24 protein-coding genes are annotated in these 24,798 nt (G+C 40.1%); all 24 read right to left on the reverse strand.

Annotation, left to right across the window (positions count from 1 at the left end):
* Positions 1-51: 51 nt before the first annotated feature.
* The 24 genes from VK159_RS04455 to VK159_RS04570 all read right to left on the reverse strand — a co-directional run bounded on the left by VK159_RS04455 (position 52) and on the right by VK159_RS04570 (position 24,785).
* Positions 52-1,218, reverse strand: a complete 1,167-nt coding sequence (locus VK159_RS04455; protein WP_324228944.1) for a glycosyltransferase family 4 protein — start codon at positions 1,216-1,218, stop codon at positions 52-54.
* Between the two features lie 2 nt (positions 1,219-1,220).
* The gene (locus VK159_RS04460) at positions 1,221-2,111 is read right to left on the reverse strand and encodes an FkbM family methyltransferase (RefSeq protein WP_324228945.1); all 891 of its coding nucleotides are present in this window, start codon (positions 2,109-2,111) and stop codon (positions 1,221-1,223) included.
* A gap of 96 nt (positions 2,112-2,207) precedes the next feature.
* A complete protein-coding gene (locus tag VK159_RS04465) occupies positions 2,208-3,017 on the reverse strand; it encodes a glycosyltransferase family A protein (RefSeq protein WP_324228946.1) in 810 nt (269 codons plus the stop codon).
* A gap of 5 nt (positions 3,018-3,022) precedes the next feature.
* Entirely contained in the window at positions 3,023-3,772 is a 750-nt protein-coding gene (locus VK159_RS04470) for a hypothetical protein (protein ID WP_324228947.1), read from the reverse strand.
* A gap of 2 nt (positions 3,773-3,774) precedes the next feature.
* Positions 3,775-4,494, reverse strand: a complete 720-nt coding sequence (locus tag VK159_RS04475) for an FkbM family methyltransferase (RefSeq protein ID WP_324228948.1) — start codon at positions 4,492-4,494, stop codon at positions 3,775-3,777.
* Between the two features lie 17 nt (positions 4,495-4,511).
* Positions 4,512-5,783: a hypothetical protein gene (locus VK159_RS04480; RefSeq protein ID WP_324228949.1), complete on the reverse strand. Its 1,272-nt coding sequence runs from the start codon at positions 5,781-5,783 to the stop codon at positions 4,512-4,514.
* A 30-nt stretch (positions 5,784-5,813) separates the two neighbouring features.
* Entirely contained in the window at positions 5,814-6,635 is an 822-nt protein-coding gene (locus VK159_RS04485; protein WP_324228950.1) for a hypothetical protein, read from the reverse strand.
* Between the two features lie 100 nt (positions 6,636-6,735).
* Positions 6,736-8,181: an MBOAT family O-acyltransferase gene (locus VK159_RS04490; RefSeq protein WP_324228951.1), complete on the reverse strand. Its 1,446-nt coding sequence runs from the start codon at positions 8,179-8,181 to the stop codon at positions 6,736-6,738.
* A gap of 195 nt (positions 8,182-8,376) precedes the next feature.
* Complete coding sequence (locus VK159_RS04495; protein ID WP_324228952.1) at positions 8,377-9,585, reverse strand: hypothetical protein; 1,209 nt, start codon at positions 9,583-9,585, stop codon at positions 8,377-8,379.
* Complete coding sequence (locus VK159_RS04500) at positions 9,582-10,550, reverse strand: glycosyltransferase family 2 protein (RefSeq protein WP_324228953.1); 969 nt, start codon at positions 10,548-10,550, stop codon at positions 9,582-9,584. The genes VK159_RS04495 and VK159_RS04500 overlap by 4 nt, the downstream gene beginning before the upstream one ends.
* 4 nt (positions 10,551-10,554) lie before the next feature.
* Entirely contained in the window at positions 10,555-11,433 is an 879-nt protein-coding gene (locus tag VK159_RS04505; protein ID WP_324228954.1) for a glycosyltransferase family 2 protein, read from the reverse strand.
* 137 nt (positions 11,434-11,570) lie between these two features.
* Positions 11,571-12,626 (reverse strand): glycosyltransferase family 2 protein, encoded by a 1,056-nt coding sequence (locus VK159_RS04510; protein WP_324228955.1) that lies wholly within the window; start codon positions 12,624-12,626, stop codon positions 11,571-11,573.
* A 5-nt stretch (positions 12,627-12,631) separates the two neighbouring features.
* On the reverse strand, positions 12,632-14,230 hold the full coding sequence (locus tag VK159_RS04515; protein WP_324228956.1) for a hypothetical protein: 1,599 nt from the start codon (positions 14,228-14,230) through the stop codon (positions 12,632-12,634).
* 122 nt (positions 14,231-14,352) lie between these two features.
* Complete coding sequence (locus tag VK159_RS04520) at positions 14,353-15,294, reverse strand: class I SAM-dependent methyltransferase (RefSeq protein WP_324228957.1); 942 nt, start codon at positions 15,292-15,294, stop codon at positions 14,353-14,355.
* Between the two features lie 23 nt (positions 15,295-15,317).
* The gene (locus VK159_RS04525; protein WP_324228958.1) at positions 15,318-16,166 is read right to left on the reverse strand and encodes a glycosyltransferase family 2 protein; all 849 of its coding nucleotides are present in this window, start codon (positions 16,164-16,166) and stop codon (positions 15,318-15,320) included.
* A gap of 11 nt (positions 16,167-16,177) precedes the next feature.
* Positions 16,178-17,389, reverse strand: coding sequence for a glycosyltransferase family 4 protein (locus tag VK159_RS04530; RefSeq protein ID WP_324228959.1), 1,212 nt, complete (start codon positions 17,387-17,389; stop codon positions 16,178-16,180).
* A complete protein-coding gene (locus VK159_RS04535; protein WP_324228960.1) occupies positions 17,376-18,170 on the reverse strand; it encodes an FkbM family methyltransferase in 795 nt (264 codons plus the stop codon). The genes VK159_RS04530 and VK159_RS04535 overlap by 14 nt, the downstream gene beginning before the upstream one ends.
* A 74-nt stretch (positions 18,171-18,244) precedes the next feature.
* Positions 18,245-19,147 (reverse strand): glycosyltransferase family 2 protein, encoded by a 903-nt coding sequence (locus VK159_RS04540; protein WP_324228961.1) that lies wholly within the window; start codon positions 19,145-19,147, stop codon positions 18,245-18,247.
* Positions 19,144-20,376, reverse strand: a complete 1,233-nt coding sequence (locus tag VK159_RS04545; protein WP_324228962.1) for a glycosyltransferase — start codon at positions 20,374-20,376, stop codon at positions 19,144-19,146. The genes VK159_RS04540 and VK159_RS04545 overlap by 4 nt, the downstream gene beginning before the upstream one ends.
* A gap of 5 nt (positions 20,377-20,381) precedes the next feature.
* Entirely contained in the window at positions 20,382-21,305 is a 924-nt protein-coding gene (locus tag VK159_RS04550) for a glycosyltransferase (protein ID WP_324228963.1), read from the reverse strand.
* Positions 21,298-22,425 carry a non-hydrolyzing UDP-N-acetylglucosamine 2-epimerase gene (wecB, locus tag VK159_RS04555; protein ID WP_324228964.1) on the reverse strand — a complete coding sequence of 376 codons (1,128 nt, stop codon included), beginning with the start codon at positions 22,423-22,425 and terminating at the stop codon, positions 21,298-21,300. Before wecB ends, VK159_RS04550 begins: the two co-directional genes overlap by 8 nt.
* Complete coding sequence (locus VK159_RS04560; protein ID WP_324228965.1) at positions 22,422-23,303, reverse strand: SDR family oxidoreductase; 882 nt, start codon at positions 23,301-23,303, stop codon at positions 22,422-22,424. Before VK159_RS04560 ends, wecB begins: the two co-directional genes overlap by 4 nt.
* 25 nt (positions 23,304-23,328) lie before the next feature.
* Positions 23,329-23,754 (reverse strand): hypothetical protein, encoded by a 426-nt coding sequence (locus tag VK159_RS04565; RefSeq protein WP_324228966.1) that lies wholly within the window; start codon positions 23,752-23,754, stop codon positions 23,329-23,331.
* A gap of 8 nt (positions 23,755-23,762) precedes the next feature.
* Positions 23,763-24,785: a polysaccharide biosynthesis protein gene (locus VK159_RS04570; RefSeq protein WP_324228967.1), complete on the reverse strand. Its 1,023-nt coding sequence runs from the start codon at positions 24,783-24,785 to the stop codon at positions 23,763-23,765.
* Positions 24,786-24,798 lie beyond the last annotated feature (13 nt).

Below are 24,798 nucleotides of genomic sequence, written 5' to 3' on the forward strand. Positions count from 1 at the left end.
TGTGCCTTGTTCCTTGTCCCTTGTGCCTTCTTCCTTCCTACCTCCTATCTTCTATCTCCTATCTTCTACCTCCCCCACCGCCTCCTCAATCACCTCCGCCACTCTTTCCAAACTAAATTGTTGAATATGTTCAAAAGCCTTTTCTCCCATCTTTTTTGAAACAGTTTTATCCGTAAACTGCTGCATCTGTGTCAAAAGATCAGCTTCATCGCCACTTCGAAAAACAAATCCCGTTTCTCTTTCCACAATCAATTCAGGTGCACACCCACACGCATCACTCACAATGGCCGGCCGGCTGCAGGCCATCGCTTCATTTACTCCAAGCCCCCATGTTTCACGTTTGCTCGGCAATACAAACACATCACCCAAACGATACACCAAGGGCATTTCACTTTGGTTGCGGAATGGCTGAAAAAGAATACGGTCATCAGTCGCTGCTGATGCACGTAACTGTTCTTCCTGTTCACCATTACCCACCAGGAGTAAACGGTACTGATCACCTTTCAACTGTTGAAACACTTCGATCAACAGTTCCAGTTGTTTTACTTCATAAAATTTACCGGCATAAAGAAAAACAAGACAGTGCTGTGGAATAGTGAGTAATAAACGTTCAGCGCTTGCTTTCGCTTCCCATCCCTCAGCATCAGCTGAAAACCTTTCGTTATCGATGGCATGAGGGGCATATAGTAATTGATCCTGCGTCAAACCCGAGTGCCGGTAATAGGTTTTATTATATGCACCAACATAAAAAGCTTTATCTACTCTCTGATAAACAAATCGCAACAACTGTTTTTTCAATACTGCTTTTAATCCACGCTCTCGTTTCAACAAATGCGAATCACCACGAAAAAATAATCTCGGTTTTCCACCGAATGAACGCAGTATACGCAAGTGACTGAACAGGCTCCAGCGGTAAACCAGGATCGCATCAAATTGCTCTTGCTCCAATTGTTTGATCAATCCCGGATTGATCACTCCCCAAAAACGGTTCGAGTCAGGTCTTTTGGACACATTATGTACAAATTCATATTCATACCCGTCTAACAAAGGAATATCCCAACTGCGTTGCAATCCGAATCTTGCATCAAATACTGCTTCCTGTGATTGGCCCCAGGTATAAAATATTTTTACGGCGATCCGCTTCCGCTCACTTAATACACGAAACAATGGCGCATTATACTGAATGGGGTGTGTGGTAATGATGGCAAGACGCTTCATGATTAAAATACCTGGCCGAAAATTTTTAGCTTGCCAGCATCACGCAGTCGCATCCTGATAAAATCAAGATCCCGCATGTAAATAGTGTTATTGGAGCCAAACGTTGAAAGCTGTTGCATCTGTCTTGAAAAAGGGTCATAACTGTAAGGTTGAAATCCTGCATCTAATAAATCCTGGTGAATTTGTTTCTCATCAAATCCATATCGGTAACCGGATCCGTTCAACTCAATAATAATCGCCTTCAACCGGGTATCGGCAAGCGTTTTTCCCATTCCTTTCAATACTTCAGTCTCGAACCCCTCTACATCAATCTTCATGAGCGCAGGAACTGTATCCGGATAAAACAAAGAATCAAAGGATTCAACTTTTACTTCGAGATAGTGATCTTTCTCTTCAAATTTTGAAACTACTCTGTTTTCCGCATCAAAATCCGATGTAAAACGAATAACATCCTGCTTACTTCCTAACCCAATTGGAAACACCTGTACAAGATGACCCATCTTATTGACCTCAATATTTTTTCTTAGCCAATCTGCCGTTGACGGAATCGGTTCAAACGACAAAGATCTTGCTTTGATTTCGCCGGAAGCCAGTACAGTATAGGTACCTACATTCGCACCGATATCTGCAAATAAATCATTCGGTCGCAAAAAATGCAACAGGAATCCCATCTCTGAAAAATCGTGTAACCCAACATAAAGATTACCCGTTGCACCAATCAGCTTACGTTTCAATGCCAGTTTTGAATGAGGCGTAAATTGATAAACTGCTGTATGGGGCGATAGTCGCTGAGAAAACTGCCAGCTGAAAAAACGCCAATAAGCTTTAAGTAAGTTTCTGCCGGCAAGCGGATGCTCCCGGATAAATCGAAGAATTTGTAAAAAACGTTTCATGAATGTGGTTTGGGTGTTACTAAATCAGAATACGGAGTATATAAATACTGCTTTGTTTTGCATTAAAAGGACGACAGCAATAAAACAAGAAACTGCTTAGATGATATTAAACTCTTCACGCAACGAAGTGGTAAGTAATTTGCCTCGAAGGATCCGTTTGACAATACTTTTTAAATTAAATCCGAATTCCTTTTTGCCAACTTGTGAAATATTTGATCGATGTACTACATAAACCAAAGCAGGAAAAGGAATCGGGTATAGCAAAGCCCCATAATATTCTTCCAAGCGGTGTTTGATCCAGCCGTGATCAGTAAAGAGATTATAATCCAGCCAATCAAGCGAAGCGAAATCAGGAATTTTTACAAGGTCCGAATGGAGAATATGTGTAGAGCCATTAAGGAAACGCATATTTTTTGGAACTTTCACAAGATAGTTGCTATTCTCCCGGTACAGGTATCCCTTTTCAACAAACCAACCTTTCCTTTTATCTTTTTGTGCGTCTTTTGCCATGTACGCAAGAAACCGGTTGCTCAAAAGATCATCTGCATCAAGTGCCATGATATAATCGCAACCTGCATCCTTCGCCAGTTTAGAGCCGTAACAAAGTTTCCGTGCCTTATCCCAACGGCGGGTAACCATTTTCTCCGACTTAAATTTTGATAACAAGTCCTCTCTGTTTTCCAATTCAAGATAACTCTTGTATCCATAGGGAAATTCATGATACTCCACTTTTGCATCATCAATAACTACGCTTGGCGCATCTGTATACACAACGAAAACTTTAAATGATGTAAAAGTTTGTCGAAGCACCGATTGAATGGTTTGTTGCAGCAAAGCACTCTCTTTGTTCCAGTTTACAGATTCTGCATTAGGTCGAAAAGGAATAATGATGGCAAATCGGATCATAGCTGTTAATACCCTTTTTTAGTAAATAGAATAGTTGTTCCCAAAATAGAAGCGGGACAGTAAGGGAAATGCCCGATAAATGCTTTCTCATCCCAGTTGTCTTCATCACGTAATTCCGGGAAATGCGAGAGATAATATGCTCTGTCAGCATTATCAACTAACAAAACACCTCCGGTCTTTACTTTTGGCATCGCATGCTGAATGCAGGAAGGCCTGGCTCTGCCATCCACAATAATCAAATCAAAATAATTATCGGGAAATGCGGCTATGGACTTTACATATGTTTCAAAGTTTAAATCTTTGAACTCACCCATACAGGAAATATAGTTTTTAGGATCACTGCAATCAACTTTCGGGTCATTGATCTTCACGACAGGTCGGTACAACCGCAAGTCAATGTTTTGAATACCTTCTGTTTTTATCGCATCACTTACATTACCAAACCATTGTTCATTATGCTCTACCGAATAAAGTTTGTTTACTCTATCCGATATAAATAAAGAAGAACCGCCCGATCCATATTCAAAAACAACCATGTCTTTTCGCAACCAGTTGCTCAAAAAATCAATAGCATCAAATACTAACCAGGGTGTACGAAAATCAAGCGTGCTCTTTGATGAAACCCGGAATTTCCACCAGCGCCCAAACACCCTAATATCCTTTAAGAAAAGACTTATCATTCCCTTCAGTAATAATTTTTGTACCGATGTGATGGTGTAAACCAGTAAATCCCTTACCCGGTTATGTTTACGCATAATTATTGTTGTGTTCCTGTAAATAAATAATCATGATGACTCAGCTTTTCTAAAAAACGATACCCTGCTGCGGAGAGATAGCCATTCAACTTTTCAAAATCCCTGCATTCAATTAACAGATATTTAAACCGGTAGTTTGTATGATCAACTCCTTTCAAAACTTCAATTTCAGCTCCCTCCACATCCAGCGATAAAAAATCAATTTCTTTAGGCGCTGCCGCCTGACTTAGTAACGAATTCAACGGAACAGCTTTGGCCCCAAATTCAAACACCTGTTCATGTTCCGGTAAATATTTTTCTCCAGCCTTTGCATGCGCTAAGGGATCGGCAATATCAGATTCAAGATTCAATGGTGCCGACATATAATCAGAGTAAGCAATCTTTACAAACTCTTCTTGAAAGCCAAATGAAACACAGGCTGCACAGAAAAAGGCATTACGTTTCGCTCTGTTGGCCTTACATGCTAAAAACTTGTTAGGCGACGGTTCAATCAATATCCCTTTCCAGCTTTTTTGCTGTTCATAATAATACGTATTCGATTGCACCAATCCGTCATTGGCTCCCAGCTCAACAAAAAATCCATGATCATAATCCAAATATTTCTTCATCTTCTTATCAAGGCTATCCTTCGCTAAATACTTGCCCCGATAAATACGCTTGGCAACCCGCAAAAGATAAGGAGGTAAAAAATCATTTGCGATATCTTTTAACCGATTGTTCATAATTTACAGGTATACATTTATTTAAAGAGTTGATTCAATAATATTGCCAGTTGATTTGTAACTGCTTTTGCAGAATATTGTTCAAACGCTTCCTTCTTTACGGATGAGGAATTAAATTGATTTGCATACTTGCTGAACCTGTTGAACACATCCATCCAGTTCTTATAAATTTTTTGCAGTTCTGCCTCGCCTGCAAAACTTAAAACAATACCTGTGTTCGATTCTTCCAATACTTTAACGGCAGTGCTTTCTTCATGCAATACGGCAAGGATTGGCTTTCCACTTAATACCGCCTGGTATGATTTACTGGGAGTATAATGCGGTTCGGTACTTCCCAGAATAAATACCGCATCAGCTGCGGCAAGATGTACAAGTACATCCAAATAGGGAATGCGTTTGGGATATTCGAACACAACGGATTCCCACAAATTATATTTTTCAGCCAGTTGTTTAATGTTATATCCTGTTTCATCGTTTGGCGTTTTGCCTGTACCGATAAAATGAAATTCAACCTGTTCAAAACTTGTTTTATTTGAAGCAATTGCTTTGAAAATTTCTTCTAAAGGTGCATACGCCTTTGGCAACATTGCTCCTGCATAAACGAACTGAAGTTTGTTGTTGGCCTGAAAAAGATAAGGGTGCAAGTTCAGTTTTTGCAGGCCATTATGATCATTTGCCTCTCCACCATAAGGCATAGCACCAAATAAACAGGTAGTTTTTAAAGCAGGATTACGTTCAATCACCGCCTTGTAATAACCTTCAGCTACACCTGTAATAAGCGATGCCTGCTTCACTGCTTTGGGTTCTAACCATTTTGCAAGTCTTGTACTGAACCAATGCCTTGAAAATAGTTTATCCGACCCCGGGAAGACATGCACCCACGGATCAATATAATCAATACCATACTTTACTCCTGTTCGATTGTGCAAATACGTGCCAATCAATGAAACATAAAACGACGGAATAGGAATATATACAAAATCGATTCCTTCCTGCTTCACCAGTTCCAATGCCCGCTTACGCAATTGATAAAAAGCACGTAACCCGATATCGCCGATCAACCTGGGTTGTGTAACCTTAAGGGCTTTTACTTTTTCAATACGTTGTTCAGTTGGTAAAAGTTGATGCAGGTTCCAGTCTAATTCTTCCTCATAGTAATCTTCATGCACGGTTAAGATAATAGGCTCCCAACCAAATGCAGGCAAATGCTGTGCAAACAAACGGCTGCGGTGAACTGCTGCAAGATTTGATGGCGGATAGTGAGGCGCAATGATGAGAATTTTTTTCAAAATAAAAAGGAATGCTGTAAAGTGAAAAGACTAATTTGGTAAAGCTAAAATACTATCAATTTTAGAAGTAAGCTTTGTAGCGCCCATGGCATTTAAATGATCACCATCAAAAAAATCAACGGCAGAAAATGACGAATCATTCAAAAAATTTACATAGGTAACATTGCTGAAATTATTCTCAAAATCCCTGGCTTGACTAATTGATCGATTCATTTGATTCTGATCTAGGCTTTGTGAGTAAGCTTTATAACAAGGTGAAGTATATAAAAGAATCTTTATTTTTCTCTTTTTTGCAAACTCAATAATTGAATACATAACATTCAAATTCTTTTTTAGATATTGAATGTCACTTAAACTGGTGTGATATTGAGCTCTGCTGACTCCTGATGATGTTAACTCTGTTAGAGTTGCAGACGTTGTATAATTTTTTGCCCAACCTTGTAAGGAACAAAAGCTATTTGATTCCTTTCCAAGATAGTATTTTTGCAGACGTTTAAGATTAACACTTAAGTTATTGCTCAACATTTCTGTGTGACTTGCAATATCATTTCCCACATTTAAATCATAATATATTTCATAATTTTTGAGCCGCCATCTTTCATCACTAGACTCGAGACTCATAAAAAAAGAGAAATAATCGACGGGAAGAATAATATGCTTTAACTGGCCCCAGCTACTTTTATATTTCATCAATAGTTCATAATCCAGATTATAAGATTGTGATACATTCGCTGCATTAAAGCCTTTCAAGGTCAGTACATCCGGATTAATTCCATATAAAACATGCGAATTGCCTAAAGCTATTACCTCTATACTGTCGGAATATCGATCAAGATAACTTCGCTTCACCATAAAATCGTTTGGGATCTGCCGAAGTAAAAATTCACAAGAAATACAAAACAAAATGATTGGTACTAAAAACAACAGCAATGACTGAAGGAAGTTTCGCATACTAAAATTGAAAATAAATAAACGCCTGATCTTCTCCGCTATAAATAAAAACCAGTAAAACAAGCAAATAGAAAAAACTCCAACGTAAAAATTTCGGCCAACGAATACCAATTTGCTCCAGGCCGTAATGATGCTCTCGTCCCACCCATTCAATCATCATAAAAAACGATATTAATAGAAGAGGTTGTTTTGGAAGCATTTGAAGTGGCTGAAAAAAGGATGGAGAAAAAATTGTTGTTACAATCTCCCAAGCCTGTGATAAATTGGTCGATCTGAAAAATATCCATGCAATAACTGTAAGAATAAAAGTAACCAGTATTTTTCCAACATCGGTTATTGTAGGAAACGCTTTTCCTTGAGCAACAATATCCAAATGATTACGGTTTTTGCTGGAAATCAAAAGTGGTATAAAATAAAGTGCATTCAACAAGCCCCAAACAATAAACGTCCAGTTAGCTCCATGCCAGAAACCGCTCACCAGAAAAATAATAAATGTATTTCGGACTTTCATCCACGTACCGCCTTTACTCCCCCCTAGTGGTATATACAAGTAGTCCCTGAACCAGGTTGAAAGTGAAATATGCCATCGACGCCAAAATTCTGCAATGTCTCTCGAAAAATAGGGGAAGGAAAAGTTGCGCAGCAATTCCATTCCGAATAGTTTGGAAACACCTAAAGCAATATCAGAATAACCGGAAAAATCACCATAAATCTGGAATGCAAAAAAAACGGCACCTAAAAAAAGGGTGCTGCCATTATAATCAACACTGTTATTAAAAATGAGGTTTGCATAGGTAGCGCAGGTATCGGCGATCACAACTTTTTTAAATAACCCCCATAAGATTTGTCGTAGACCATTAACAGCTTGTTGTTTATTAAATACTCTGGGTCTTTGTATTTGGGGAAGAAGATGTGTTGCCCTCTCAATTGGGCCCGCAACAAGCAAAGGGAAGTAGCTTACAAATAAAGCGTATTCGGGGAAATTATAGACGGCAGGTATTCTCCTTTTGTAAATATCAATGATATAAGATAGCCCATGAAACGTATAAAAAGAAATCCCGACAGGTAATATGATTTGAATGATCTTAAATGAGCCCTCATTAACGCTAAATCCGATTTGTCTTAATAGCGTTGCAAATTCGACAGCAAAGAAATTATAGTATTTAAAAAAGCCTAAAAATCCCAAATTGATAACAACACTTAAGATCAACCAAAATTTACGGCTCGACTGTTTTTCTGCTTCATGAATTTTTATTCCTGAGAAATAATCCAACAAGGTTGAAAAAAGCAACAAAAATAAAAACCTCCAATCCCACCATCCGTAGAAGATGTAACTTGAACATAACAACATTAAATTCTGTAACCACAACTTGTTACCCGTCACAAACCAATAGAGTACAAATACTATCGGCAGAAATATTGCAAAAATGGTTGAATTAAAAAGCATATAACTACGTGTTCAATTTCGAGTCAATTTGAACCCGCTACCTGATTATGTTTATATAAAGTTGTCATAAACTTCAGTTAGACGCAGACAAATGCCGTTCCCTGGACCATTTCATTGAACTGTACATGAACTGGATGATTGATAACTCTGGTCCCTGATGATGAGATTTTTTTTTTTTGCTTTCTTAGTTGATGATCAATTTAGCCGCTTCTTTTCCCATTCATGCACAAGGGGTAATGATATTTTCTCCCAGTTGTACAACTTCCCTTTTGCAAATCGTTGGTGACGGTTCATTCTGATTTGTTCTTTTTGCTGAATCAACTGTAGAAGCACTTCTTTTAGATGGGCGGGCGATAAATCTGTCTGCTTACTTTCCCATTTGCTTTCAGCAAGAAACTGATCTTGGGCAGGTGTATTTGTTGCCAGAATAAATAAACCTGCCTGTGCAAAAGCCATCATTTTATTTGACAGGGCCAACTGATTATTAACGTCACGTCCCGGTTCCAATGCAAGCCCCACATCAAACTTTTCCAGAAACCGGTGGAGATCTTTTTGTTTCATACTGTCATGTACAACAATCCCTTGCTGCGATTGAATAAATTGATCCCGGAACGCCTCCTTCAAATTCCCCACAAGGTGCAGTTCCACATCCGGATGCAGTGAACTGATCACGGGTAAAACAGGTTCAAGCCCCCGGCCTTTGTCGATAAACTGCGAAAACCAAACACATTTCAAAGGCTGTTGCTGCAGATCGGCCGGCATCAAAAAATCGGATTGTTCAAATCCATTCAAAATCACAAGTTGTGAAACGGGCAGATCAGTCAACTCCTTTGAGAACTTTTCCTTGATAAGCGGAGCGGCAAAAGAACAATAATCTGCAGCAGGCAATACCCGCTGCATCAACTCCTTCATTCGCATACTTGCTCGTTTATCGGTTGTTTCTCCCGGGTGATAATCTTCCACATCAATCCCCAAAAAAGCACCGGTTTGTTTGGCAGCAACCTGTGCCGGATAAAATGCACCCGGGTTATGTGCGACTACCCACCTGAAAGATGACTTCATTTTTTTAACTTCCTTCAACAACAGATAAGTACGCTTACTTACGGCCACTGAAAGCCATAGCGTAGGCATTGTGCCATAAGGCAACATACGAAAGAACCATTCCAGTATTGAACTGATCAACCATGGAAGAAAAGGCTTGCGTAAAGCTGAAAGACGGATAAAATTCACATCTGTAAATTCTTTCTCCAACGCTTCCGTTTTTTCATCACTCCAGTTCCCTAATGTAAACTGGAGTACCGTAGCATCAAAGCCATTTGCCGTTGCCAACCATAATTCCTTTGTAAGCCTTGGATTGGCTGCCAGATTCGTTGTTGTAAGAAAAAGGATTTTTTTTTCTTTCATCGTTCTCTTAAATAATAGCGGATGAGCCTTGCAGTACGCCAGCCAAAAACCTGTTTGATAAATTCAAACAAGCTCCCACCCAATACAGGCAACGGGGCAGGCTCGTTCAATGCCCGGTACCGTTTATAGGCTATTGCTGATAATAGATTTTGTGCCGGATACATATCCACAGCAAATTGAAGATACTGTGCCGCCATGGCTTTGGCCAGCAACGGATGCGGCCCTTTTTGTAAAAGGTATTGATGCTTGAGATCGATCGTGAGCAAGGTATTCTGCAAATATTTTTTGTTTCTGTTCCTGCTTAGCTGGTTTCCCCCTTCCGGCTCAATATGATAATAATTATAAACACCCGGCACATATACTACACCTTCACTTGCGAGCAACACACGGGCAAAAAACTCACCATCATCATCCGGGCAACGGTAGGCCCGCCAACCTCCTGCTTTTTCAATAACCGATTTGGGAACCAGCCAGCAATTGGTTTGTATAAAATGCAGATTGCCTTTCCCTCCCCAGAGATCAATTAAGAAATCCTGCGGATCATTACTGGAATAAATAAAGGATGACTGATCGGGGTAAATTCCATTCACCAGTTCTTCATCGTTTGTAAACTGTTTGTAATTACACACTGCTACTTTCTTCGGTTGAGCTGCTAATGCCTCCACTTGTTCTTCGATCTTTGTTGTACTCAACACATCTCCTGCGTCCAGAAATTGAATATACACACCACTTGCATTTGCAACACCTGTATTGCGGGCAACGGCGGCTCCTGCATTTTTTTGCTGCAGCACTTGCACATGGCTACCCTCATATTCTTTCGCAAGCACATAACTGTTATCGGTCGACCCGTCATCAACAAGAATCACTTCCAGTGGTTGATAGGTTTGTGCCAACACCGATTGCATCGTTCGATGTAACGACTTGCCGCAATTGTAAACAGGGATAATAACAGATACCAGACTCATACCTTTACATGTAACCCCTCAACCCGGCAAGCCAGTCATTTAATTCTAATCCACTTTTCTTCAAATAAAATTGCAAGGATTTTAAATCACCTTTTTTAATAGTCTGTGATAGTATGCTTCTTGCAAAGTGTTGCTTCTTTCGTTTCAATGCAAATTGATACTCTTCTGCTGTAAAAACTGATCGATTCCTTTCCAGGTGTCTAAGAGAAAGATTCAAACGTTTGATTGCAATTTCACGATTTTTCTTTTCCTGTTTCATCTGTTGTTCCGGATGTTGACGCCACCAATTAAACGATGGGTTCATCAGCACCATAGGATAGTTTTCAGCTAATCTCAACCACAATTCTGTATCGCCAATAAATTGAACACCGCTGAACCCTCCAACAGCCTCAAAAGCATCCTTTCGTATAATTGAAGCAGATGGTCCAACAGTAAGATAGCTTTTACTTAAAAATTCACTTCTGATAATATCTTCTGGCAGCAGCAACATAGGGTAAGGCTCATCATCATCAAACCCGGTAACCGACAACCCAAAGCCTGCATTTGGAAAACGTTCCATATACTCAACCATTACTTCAATTCCATGCCGATAAATAAGATCATCGGCATCTAGGTACTTTAAAAATTCCCCTTTCGCATAAGAAGCTGCTTTATTCCTATTTGGATAATCACCGATATTTTGTTCGTTTATATAAACATGTACACGGGAATCATTAACTGCGTAAGACTGTGCAATTGCTACGGTATCGTCCGTTGATCTGTCATCAACAATAATTAACTCAAAATGCATGTAGGAAGATGCTAGAACACTTTCAATCGCTTGTCCAATATATTTCTCCCGGTTAAAAGAAGTCATTAAAACACTTACAAGTGGGCTATTCATACAACTAACTAATTGTTTAGCAAAAAATATTGCTTGTCGGGAAACCTTTTATAAACACAAAAAAAACATAATGATTCCAATTCACCTTAACGAACAGGAAGAATAGATATCAAACTCATAATTGTTGTGGTTTCAGCTTAAATCCTGCTTTTGAAAATTAACCGCACCCGCTTTGCAACAGGTTTGAGATATTGTTTTAGCGCAATCAGAATAGAGAACAAATTAAACTGCCTGTTTGCAAGTAACCGCTTTTTAATTCCTTGAAATGCGGAAACAGTTTCATCCGGATAATAAAACAGGCCAGGCTCAACCTGCTTTAACTCGTTACGGTAATTTCTCACTGTACGCAAAAAACTGTGACGCTCTGTTTTTACACGCATTTCAATTTCCCACAACAACTGGTTGTAGGCTATTCTGCCCATCTCTTCCCGGAATGCCTCCCATTGTTCTTCATTTTTTTGCAGATCGTAAAACTTCGCATAGTTTTTAAACAGTAAATTAAAATGAGGTATCCGGTTTTCACTGTTGCTATTGTACAATGAATTCCCAACGATTCGGTAATTATACAATAATTGATCAGCAATAACAGCCTTGTTTACAAAACACAGGTATTGCAGATTAAACAGGAGATCTTCCCCAATACTCATCTCTTCCGAAAAACGCAGTTGCTGTTCTTTGATAATAGAAGCCTTGAATAATTTGTTCCAGTTCGCATAGTCGTAATTGAAACGCATCACGGCATGAACAAAAGCGGCTCTGTTGCTATTTACATCCACCACTTGATTAGCTATATTCAATCGCCTGATGGGTAATGCTCCTTCCTTGATCATGTTTGCATTACAAATCGCCCAATCGCACCCATCATTCACTATGCCCTCATAAAGGGTTTCCAGCATTTCGGGCTCCATCCAGTCGTCAGCATCACAAAAGGCGATATAACTTCCCTTTGCATGTTGCAATCCGAAATTTCGGGTAGCACTTACTCCCTGATTCCTGTTGTGAAACACACGCAGGCGGCTGTCATCTGCCGCCAGTTGATCAAGAAGTACGGCACTGTTATCTGTCGATCCATCGTTAATGGCTATTATCTCCAGTTCAGAAAACCCTTGTTGTAAAATAGAAAGGATACAGGCCTCGAGGTAAGGCCCCGCATTATAAACAGGAACGATGACGGATATGATCGGTTCAGCCATTTAATTTAATAGTACACAACCCGAACGAGCTCCCAGCCATTCAATTGTTTAACCTCGGTATCCGGCTTTCGAAGAGAGTTACTGGCTATAAAATTTGCCAGAACCGCATCCCGTTTTCCATTTACTGCAAACCGCTCAGGAAAAAGAAAGAGAATCGTCTTATCAGTAACGTAGGTCTTGTTGCGGGATCGAATCATATCCAAAGAAGCAAAGTCGTCCTGGTAGTAGATCGCCTTGCATTGATCAAGATCATAAATTAACGATGAGTGAATGACATAAACCAGATCGCTTTTTTTTGCCTCCGTTTGAAAAACAGCATAGTCGGCCTGCGATTTTGGTGAACTCAAGGCCACCCCATATTTTTCAGAAACTACTTTTGGACTTTTTACTTTTTGAAAATACGATACACCCGCATATACAAACATCAATGCAGGAATCATTAAAAAATATCTGCCTGCTTTTTGTTCAGCGTAGTGGATCACAAAAGGCAGCAGCAGCAAACCTGCTAACCGGAAGTGCCTTGATTCTTCGTACCCGTTTATTTGTTTACCACTGAGAAAACTATATAGAAAAAAAGCAAGAAACACCCCTGTAACAGCAACCAGTAAATCACGGTATCTGTCAGGTAAAAGTTGAGCCTTTTTTACAAAGCGCCGGATCAACAAACCAAAAAAAGCAATAAGAACAACATAGATCCCAACCATAACCGGGTGTCCATCCTTGAACAGCACATGTCCCGGTTTTTGCAAAAAATAATTGATATAATCATCAACTCCTATAACTGCCGTTAAAGGAGCAGCTAATAAAAAAAGGAGGCGTTGGAGTAGCAGCAGCAAATCACCTTCCCGCCAATTGATCCAGTTTCCGGCATAACTGAATGGAGTAGCCCCACCACCGGTAAATAATAAGTCACAAAAATATTTACCAGCAACAAAAACAAGACCCAGTGCCATCAAGCGCAGCCAGGGTATCTTCCTTAAACTGAATAGCGAAAGATTACTGCCAATAACCCCCAGCCAAAAGATGAGCATACTGCTCTTAATAAAATAAGATATGATGAGTAAGGGTAATAAACAGATTGCCTGCAGCCAGATGCTTTCCCGTTCAAGTTTCAGCCATAAAAGAAGTAGCCAGGGTGCCGCTGCAAACTCAAGAATACTGCCACCGGGATAAAGTTGAAAGGCAGAAAACAGGTAGCGTGAAAAAAGAATCAGTAATCCTGCATAAAAAACAACCCGCTTGTTGAACTGAAAGTAGCGGTAGAGTTTCATCCACCCAATTAAACCGATCCAGCTTGCAACCAATACCGTTATACTGATGGCAGTACTCAACGACAACCCTGTTAACGTAAACACATATACAAAAAACCATTGGCCCGGCGACCACCAGGTGGTACGCATCTCCACACATGTATTCAAATCCTCAATGGAGGGGGTACGGTGGTATTGAAAACGTCCTCCTTCAGCAAAATTGATCATATCCAGAAATCCGATTCCCGGATCCGAAATCAATGTAGGAGGACTATAAAGCGAACCGGCAAATAACAGCAGCAGCCAGCCTACAGCAAACCAATAAAAACGGTTTGAATAAGAAGTTTCTAACATAGGGGAGTTCGATCCATACGGGTAAGCACTTTAGAGAAACAGTCTTTCACTTCATATTGCTGTTTGCAGTCGGTCATAACACAACTCTGCAAAAGGGATAATTGGTGAATCACGCTCAACAATTAAACATATGGGTTTTTATGAATAACCGGCAGTTCAAAACCTGCCTGCTGTAATTGGGCAACAAGCGCAGCGTCTGGTTTTTCCTTAAATAATATCACACTCACCATATTTGGCTGCTGATACTGCGGATTGTTCTTACACTGTTCATCAAGCGCAGCAATGGCTGTACCGATACTTTCATATAACGGGTTACCGGGTTTGGCCTCTTCAAATTCACAGCCCTTGCCATATACATCGTTAAATCCTTTCCATGCAAACCCGCCAAGATCCATACCATGTACCAGCTTTTCAAGCTCTCTTACTGATACGGCATATAAATAGTTTCCTGCCTCCTCAAACGCATGCGTGAGTCCGAGAACAGGTGGCAAATACGGCCGGTAAGTTCTTCCTGTAAGTTTGGAAAACAGAAGTTGAATGGCCGATAAAAGATACGGTTTGCTTTTCGCACCATTTAAGATCAATCGTTCTGCCGGTTCGATCATCACTACAGCTTTCTTAGATACCCGAAGCATTTCATATAAAGCAAGATAAGGTCGTGGAAAATGATGAAACGCCTCTTTACAAAAAACCACATCATAAGAACTGTCTGCAAATGAAAGATGCTCCGCATTTTCTACACCAAATGTTTCAATGAGGCCTCTTTCTTTACTGATCTTCAGCATATTTTCTCCAATATCAGTTGGGAACACCGATTGCAGTTGAAACAATTTTTTCATCCGGATTGCATCCAACCCGTAACGGCCATCACCAACTGTAAGCCATTCTGATGAACGGAAATACTCCGCCAACGGCCTGATGGTTTCGTACATACGCTTATGTCGCCAGAAATCAGTTGTAGTTTCTTGAAACCAGGTTTCATGAATCACTTCACGCTCCTTTGCAAACGCATCCTTGTCCATGTAAATTTTCTGAAGACTGGCTAATTGTTCCGGTTTATTCATATAAAACGATTAAGATAACAACACTAGTTTGATCGGGTGTACAGCGATTGCAGAAAATGCTTGAAGCTGAGCTGTACAAAACCCAGGCTCTTCGTATGCAGCAACACATCCCAAAATAAAGGAAAGGCACTACTATACCGGCGCCGGTCGAGCTGATAACGGCAGTACCATCCAAGTTTATCATACATCACACGTTTCGGAAGATATTGTGCAAAATTTTCTTTAAAAATGATCTTCCAGTTGTTCCAGAAAACTTCATCCTGCTTATTAGCACTGAAACCTCCGGCATGATAACGGGCAACCGTGATCGATACATATTTTTTGTTGATGGTTTCATTACAGAAGAAACGAATATTTAATTCGTGATCAGCGGCAATGCTGTATTGCAACTGATATCCGCCATACTTTGAAAACAATGCTTTCCTGTAAAAAATCCGTTGATGATTGATATTGCGATGCACCAGATCAGCAGGCACACAGCCTCCACTTTCCCGGTCGCCCTGTGGCATCCAAACAACATCCCCATACACAAGGTCAGCATTTGGCAATAGCTCTTTACTGATCTGTTCGAGTGTAAACGCATCATAAAACCCATCATCACAACCCATAAAATAAACCCACTCTCCTTTCGCAACAGCAACCCCTTTATTCATCGCATCATAAATCCCCCGGTCCTTTTCACGAATCACCTGCAGTTGCGGCAACCGGCTTCTCCACTCTTCAACAATAGAAAGGGTATTGTCAACAGAACAGGAATCCAGAATCACCAATTCAAACCCACGAAAATTTTGTGTTGCCAGGCTTTGCAATGCAGCAGCAATATATCGTTCGCCATTATAAACCGGCATAACGATAGAAATCAAGGGCTGCATGTAAGAATCATTCACTTTATCGTTGTGGTTTGAGCAGATGATAACACACGGTGATATACAGCATTATACTGTTCTTTTATTTTCTCTTTGGCAAACTGCTCTTTCGCTGCAGCAGCAATCGCTGCCCGATCAAAGTATGCAAGCCGGTCGGGCATTTGCAACAAGCCCTCTAGTAAAGTTTCCTTTCTTCGATCGTTGCTGATCAATAGTCCATTTTTTTCAGTAATAAAATCAAGCACCCCGCCACAATCGGTACTCAAAACCGGCAGTCCGGTAAACAACGCTTCTAACATGGTTAAGCCGAACGACTCCCATACACTGGCACATACATAAAAATCACATTGCTGGTATAACCGACACAATTCCCCGGGAGTTAATTTGCCATGAAAGATGACCTGATTTTGTAATCCGGCTTCTTCAATCTGCCTTTCAAGTTCTGTCATACGTTCAGTCGTTGCCTCTCCTGCAAAATGCAGCCTGGCACCTGGATATTGTTGTATAAAATCGCTGAAAACACTGATCACATAATCAGCACCTTTCCTGCTGTCATAGATGCCCACCAAAACAATTTCCAGACCGCTTACTTGCTTTTCGAAAGGAGTATAAAAAAACTCAGCCGCTTCTACTACGTTCGGAATTATTGCAGGATGAATGCCGGTGTACTCCCTGATTTGTTCCGCTTGTGCTTTGCTCACGGCAATTACAGCTGATGCCGACCGCATTGGCCTTACAACCTGCATCTCTTTATCCCATAACCAATCGAATGGAAATGGAGCCATATGTTCGGATACGATAAAGGGTAAATGATACTGGTCATTTAGAAACATCGCTTCTTCAGCAAAACCGTAAACTACGTGTAAGTGCAGCAGTGATGGATTTAATTTGTAGCACAAACTGCGTAACATCTGCGCTTTGAATACATGGCTGAAGCGCCAGAAAAAACGACGGAATAAAATGCTCTTTACAGGAAATACTACAATGCGGCGGTTTTTATAAACTTCTGTTGGAAAAAAACCAAGCAGGCATTTTAAATAGGTATAAACAGAAACTTCCTGTTCCGTTTTCCTTACAACAATATGTGTAAAAGAATCGTTCTCTGCAAATGCATCGATATGTCGGCGGGTAAAAATACCTTCCACTTCATTGGCCTTGCTTGGGTACCAGGTAACAAAATGCAGGATAACAGGTAAAGCATCCTTTCTATTCTGTTTAGGCAGAAACATAAATACTGTTATAGTCTTCCAGCGTAATTAATTTTTTGTACCCATAACCTGTCATGAGAGAATCAATCTGTTGTCGACTGTTTTCAAACACTTCAATCATAAGTACAGGCTTACAGCGCAAGATGGTTGCAGAAGCACCCTGCAAAACATCTGCCTCAAACCCTTCCACATCAATTTTTATAAAATCAATTTGCTGAAGGTTAAACGAATCAAGGCTTCGTATTTCAATGATATCACTCGTGCCAATTGGTTCAGTATTCAGTTTATCCACTCTGTTCATGCCGGTATTACCCAGTGAAAATTCACTTTGTACACCTTTTCCGTTTTCTGCACCCACAGCAAATGGATATACTGTCACGATTTTCTCAAGATAATTCAATGAAACATTTTTAGTGAGTGTGTTCCGGTTAAATGTATTCGGCTCAAAGCAGATCACCGTTTTAGCAGATAAATGGCTACAATAGTAAAGCATGTGATTGCCGATGTTCGAACCGATGTCAACCACATGGTGAAACTGTTTGAAATGTAACTGCAGAAACGCAAGTGTTTTTATTTCATAAAATTCCCGGCTTTGAAAAATGATCTTTTGAATGTGATCCACATAAAAAAGCGGCAAAAACATCTTCACCTGCCGAACCACCAGTACAGGATTCTCCAGAAACAACTGCTCGTAAAGATGATGAATCACCGTACGGGTCACTTTCTGTTCGTATAACAATTGATCACGGTAATTTTTAACCGTGAGCTTATTAAACACTTTCTTTAAAAACTTGCGGATCATTAGAAAAATTTAGGAATGTGTATGATTGAATAACAGATTTTTCGAGGAAAAATGAAAATGACGCTACTGAACAATCAGGTTATCAGGTGTTTTAACAACCGGGAGAAAAAATGACGGAAATCGGTGTCTGGTCCCTTCACTTTTATAAACTGAACAAGGTATCTCAGTATTTCCTTTCTCGAAATTTCCTTCTTATAAGTGTCGAACTTATAAAGCACGTGTTGCATGTAGTTGCGGGCTATTTGATTACGTACAGCAATACTGAATGCGTTGTTTTGCAACTCGAACTCTAACTCATTTAATCGCTTGTTTACGTAGAATAGAGAACTGTGATTATACGAAACCCCACCCGGATGAACCCTGTACACCGACATTACCTCCGGAATAAAAACAGCATTGCCCACACTCATTAATGTGCACAGTAACTGAAAATCAGGATGTGAATGATCCCGCATAAATTTCAATGAAATATTTTTACGGAATACCACACTTGCCATCGGGATGGTGATCATCCTGAAAAAAGAAACGGGATCAAAAGAAGTAAGATCAGTTAACGGATACACATCATACTTCGACTCCACTTCATTTAACCGGATGCCCTGGTGAAAACAAAAACTGTATGCAGCATGTTGCTCCAATGCCTTCACTTGCTTTTGCAGCTTCAACGGATCGATCCAGTAATCATCCCCCTCACAAACAGCCGTGTACTTGCCACTGCATGTATCAAGAGCCCAGATAAAATTATCCATCATGCCTTTGTTTTCTGCATGACGGCTGTATTTGATCCAATGGCCATTGGGATGATTTGCAATAATCTCTTTCACCACTTCTTCGGTAGCATCAGGCGATCGGTCGTCGGCAATAATCAACTCAATCTCAAAATCGGCCCGTTGATTCAACACCCCAAGAATCGATTCTTTAATGTATTTCTCCTGGTTGTAGGTGATCATGGCAACAGAAACCATCGGCACACTCATAACTCGTAAAATGCTTTCATCTTTGCTGCAAAAATTTCTGTGCCGCATTGTTTCCGGATGAAATTCCGGATCACTTCGGCATTGTATTTTGCCGGATTGTTCTTAATTGAAAGAACAGCATCAGCAATCGCCTGATGATCACGAACAGGCACTGTAATACCTGTATGTTCTGTAATACTGTCTTCCACACCGCCACAGGCTGTTGTTACTACCGGCAATCCGCAAAGCATAGCTTCTCTTGCAGCAACACCAAATGTTTCAGCAATACTGCTGCATACAAACACATCGCAATGGCTCAGCGTTGCGGCAATAGCATCCCGTTTTACATACGGAATGAACGTTCCCAGTTTTTCGATTCCTAATTCTTTGCTCTCTTTTATAAACTCATCGCTGTTACCGGCCGAAAGATCATGAAACGAATCGTTCCCGATTATGACAAAACGAACATCAACTGCCGATGCCGCTAATACCTGCATGGCCTTGAGAAACGTAGAATGATCTTTGATCGGGTTAGGATAGGTAACCGTAACAACCGTAAAAGGATGTTCCGCTTTGGAATGCTGCGCAGGGAATTTTAAATCGTTGATCAAATTCCAGATAACAACCGGGTTGCAATCGGGCTGATGCATAAGGATACATTTTTTCTGATGTTCACTTACAGCCGCCACTTTTTTTGCATGTTTCAGTGCATCCAGTATCAACTGTTGCCGGAACGAACTGAGTGTATGCAATAAAAACAACTGGTGCTCTGTAATAACAAACGGCAGATGATATTTTCCGGAAAGCCAATGAGCAAATATGCCTGCTGCATTGCAACACTGTGCATGAATAATGTCGGGCACCCAACCGGTCGATACAAGTTGATCGTATGCGTCGGCATACAAACCTGTTGATACCCGGTACCACTCCTCATCATCAGCTCCCTCCCGCAACGGAACAGGAAATGAATACGCAACCGGCTCCTGTAACAATACCGAAGTACTGAGTACAGCCTTAGTTGTGCCGACAACAGTTTCATCGGCAAAAAGAATCGACAAAAATGGAACCCGCTTTTTAATACTGGGAACCAGTCCAGTTTTCGGACGCACAACTTCCTGTACACCCAGCAACATTCTTACTTCAAAACCCTGTTGCTCCATTAACTGCGCCTGCTCTCTGAAAAATGAACCCGTAAGTTCATTTTGTGGAGTAGGATACCAGGAGGGAATAACAAGAATTTTTTTAGGCATAATTTTCACCTTTCTTTTGAGAGGAACAGAACATGAAAGACGGCATATGACTTTCTTAAAAACTCTTTTATATATTTCGGACGTAGATAAAAAAAGGAAAGCAGTGCCTGGTAAAAAGATTTTCTTGATGCCTTTACATACACTGCATTCTTGCTGCAAAAATCGAGGTAAAATAAGGGAACCGGTTTTTCATAACAGCTGTGAATTTCTGACCATTTCAGCGATTGAATAAACCGGCTAAAGAGATTGTTCCCCTCTTTCATCACAGCATCATTCATTTTTCTGGTACCTTGTTCGTCGTGTAATCTTGATTGCACAAGAATATCATGGATATGAACGAACCTGTATTTGGCAGCAAACCGAAACCACAAATCATAATCCTGCGTAGTTCGAAGGCTGCTGTTAAAAACACCTGATTCCGTAAAGCATGTTTTTGGAATTAAGAGTGTACAACCATGTACAAGATCGCCCATTACAAAATAGGTTCTGAAACAATCAGGCTCTACATGTTTAATTTCAAAATCCCGCAGATAATTTCCATTTTCATCAATGAAATTGAAATTTGAATAAACGATGGTTCTATCCCGTTCATTGCAGGTTTCTAAAAAACGAACCTGTTGTTCCACCTTTGCAGGATAATACAAATCATCATGACTGAGCCAGGAGAAATAGTCTCCCTTCATTTGCTCAATTCCATAATTTAATGCAGTAGCAACGCCGCCGTTTTCCTTTTCAAAATAACGGATCTTGTCAGCATAGCTTAACGCAACCTCTCTTGTTTTACCGTCGTCAGTTGATCCGTCATTAACAACTACTATTTCAATATTGGAATAGGTTTGGCTAAGAGCAGAATCAATTGCTTCAGCCAAATAATTCACACCATTGTATACAGGAATAACGATTGAAACCAGTGGCGAAAACCTATTCATATATTTTCCAGACTTTTCGCTTAACAAAACCAGTATAGCTCATGATGATCTTTAATACTTTATCTGAAACATTAGGTGCATAATAATCTTCCACTAATTTAATGGATCGCTCAGCCTCCCCACGTTTTATATTTGCAGCCACCGGTATAGCATCTATTACAGTATCAACATCCAATCCTGTCATAATAACTACTGCCTCTTCCATTCCCTCCGGCCGCTCATGTGATTCTCTCAAATTAATTGCCGGGAAATTAACGATCGATGCTTCTTCCGTGATTGTACCGCTGTCGGATATAACACAAAAAGCATTTTGCTGAAGCTTTATATAATCCAAAAAACCCAATGGCTTTAAAATCTGCACCAATGGATGAAGTTGAATATTATACATCTCAAGTCGCTTTTGCGTGCGGGGATGCGTGGAGAATATGACCGGGAAATTATATGCCTCGCAAATTTTTTCCAGGATGTTTGCGATCTTTCGTAAGGTTTTTTCCTGATCAACATTTTCTTCCCGGTGTGAACTGATCACAAAATATTTTTCCTTTTCTAAGTCTAATCTGGATACCACTTCTGAAGCATCGATTTTTGTTTTATAATAGTCCAATACTTCATACATCGGGCTTCCGGTTTTAATGATCTGATCTCCCGGAAAACCTTCTTTCAAAAGGTACTCCCTTGCAATTGAACTATACGGCATATTGATGTCGGATGTATGATCAACAATTTTACGATTGATCTCTTCAGGCACTCTTTCATCATAGCAACGATTTCCCGCCTCCATGTGAAAGATGGGAATTTTTCTGCGCTTGGCCGGTATCACACATAAGCTGCTGTTGGTATCCCCTAATACTAAAAGCGCATCGGGTTTTTCCTGTTCCAACAATTCATCAAACTTAATAATTACATTGCCAATGGTTGCTGCAGCCGTTCCCGAAGCAGCATTTAAAAAGAAATCCGGCTTTCGTATTTCTAATTCATCAAAGAATATCTGGTTTAGCTCATAATCATAATTCTGACCCGTATGCACCAATACATGGTTTGTAGATCGATCTAACTTATCGATTACCCGGGAAAGCCTGATTATTTCAGGCCTCGTACCTACTACTGTTATAACTTTCATTTTTTTCTGTTAGAGCTTGCTGAATAATCTGAATACATTTCGCTGATCATAGCCGGCCATGATGGAACGCTATAACCGGTTACACTTTTAAACTTACTTCCGTTTAATGACCGGTCAATGACCAACGCTTCCGACGGAACAATTTCGATATCTTTCTTGTAAACAACAGCCATTATTTTCAGCAGATCGTATTTCGAAATCGGCGCCGCTGCCACATTATAAACACTACCGGTAAGTTTCTGCGGAATAACAACATCTAAAATAATTTTACTCAGCTCATTTGTAGTAAAGCCGGAAAAGATTGCCTTGCTATATCCATTGGTTTTATGTTGCTGACTTAAAAACCACTCCAATAAACCAAATGTAGTTGCCGTAAGTTCATGCCCGATAATAGACGTACGAAGCGTTACAGCATGGTCCGTGTATACTTCACCCAAATACTTCGATTTGCCATAAAGGTCTGTTGCATTTGAATTGTCTGTTTCTGAATAATTTCCTTTTGCGCCATCAAAAACACAGTCGGTGCTGATATGAATTAATTGAAATTGATACTTGCCTGCATATTGCGATAACAGATGCGGCAGATAGGTATTGATAGAGATCGATTCAAACGCATTATTCGCAAGCTGCGATTGCTTAACGATACCAATACAGTTTACAACAACCTGCGGCCCAATAGCTGCGATTTGCTTTTCCAGCTTTTCGAAATCTTTGATATCGTCCAGCAAGTAAATTGACTCTTCCTTTAATTCAGGAAAGTTTTCATGAAGTAGCTTTTTATTTCGCACAAGCACACTTACATCAATTCCTCTGTTTAAACAGCTTCGCAATAATTGCGACCCCAACATTCCAGTTGCACCGAGTATCAGTAGTTTCATATTTCCTTTTTTAGTAACTGAAGTATCATTGCCATTTATACCACAATGAACTGTCGAACCGAAAATCATCCTGCTTCGAATCTTCTAATCCGAAATCAGAAAAAACCATTAATTCAGAATCAGGTTCATTTGCTTTAAACCCATTGACATAACCGGCAGGCACTTGCAAAACGGCATTGTCATTTGCATGGATCGTAAAGTGTTCGAGGTTCTGCTGAGGGGATGGATTTACCCAATTATCCGGTTGTAATAACACAAACTGAAAACATCCTTTTGTAACCAGGAACCATTTGGTTTCTTTCTGATGCCCCTGCCATGCTCTTACGATTGTTTCATCCGGATGAGTAATAATATAAACCCGTTTAACAGGCTGCATATCGAACGCATTAAAATACCGTAGTCCGCCTCTTTCGTCGCTGTAAGCGCCTCCTTTTATTAATTGTGCAGGCATGTTCTCCATTATCCGTTCAGGCTGTTACGAACTTCCGGCAATGTAAGCAACAACGCTTTTGTTTGCTCAACATTTAACCGTTCAGTATTGTGCGAATTATATTCTGTAACTGCGTTTAAGTTTTCAATTCCTTCGGAAAAATACTTTCCATAATTCAAATCCCTGTTATCGGCAGGTATGCGATAGTATTCGCTTAAATCCTCTGCTTTAACCATATCTTCTTTATTCACGAGTGTTTCATATAATTTTTCACCGTGGCGGGTACCAATAATTTTCACTTCATTTTTTGCATCATACAATTCAATCAACGCCTTTACTAATACATCAATTGTTGCTGCCGGCGACTTTTGAACAAACAGATCGCCTTGCTTCGCATTGTGAAATGCATATAAAACGAGGTTTACCGCATCATCCAGAGTCATCATAAAACGGGTCATTTCCGGATCTGTAATTGTAATTGGCTGCCCCGATTTGATTTGTTCTATAAACAACGGAATTACAGAGCCACGTGAAGCCATTACATTGCCATAGCGTGTACCACAAAAAATTGTTTTCTGATCGTCCAGATTTCTTGATTTAGCCACCATTACTTTTTCCATCAATGCTTTCGACATACCCATTGCATTAATTGGATACGCAGCTTTATCTGTACTGAGCACAACCACTTTTTTTACTTCATACTTTTCCGCAGCGCTCAGTACATTCTCTGCACCAAGCACGTTGGTTTTTACAGCTTCTAATGGAAAAAATTCGCATGAGGGTACTTGCTTTAATGCTGCTGCATGAAAAATATAATCAACTCCTTTTACCACATTCTCTACGCTGCCTGCATCCCGCACGTCACCAATATAAAATTTTACTTTGGCAGAGTTCAGTTTTTTACGCAAATCGTCCTGCTTCTTTTCATCTCTGCTGAAAATCCTGATCTCGGAGAATTCATCGCCATGCAGGAACTTCTTTAATACGGCGTTTCCAAACGATCCGGTTCCACCAGTAATGAGAAGAGACTTGTTTTTTATTAATGAATTCATTCGTTTCGCTTTT

The organism is Lacibacter sp., assembly GCF_035299325.1.
Lineage (GTDB): Bacteria > Bacteroidota > Bacteroidia > Chitinophagales > Chitinophagaceae > Lacibacter.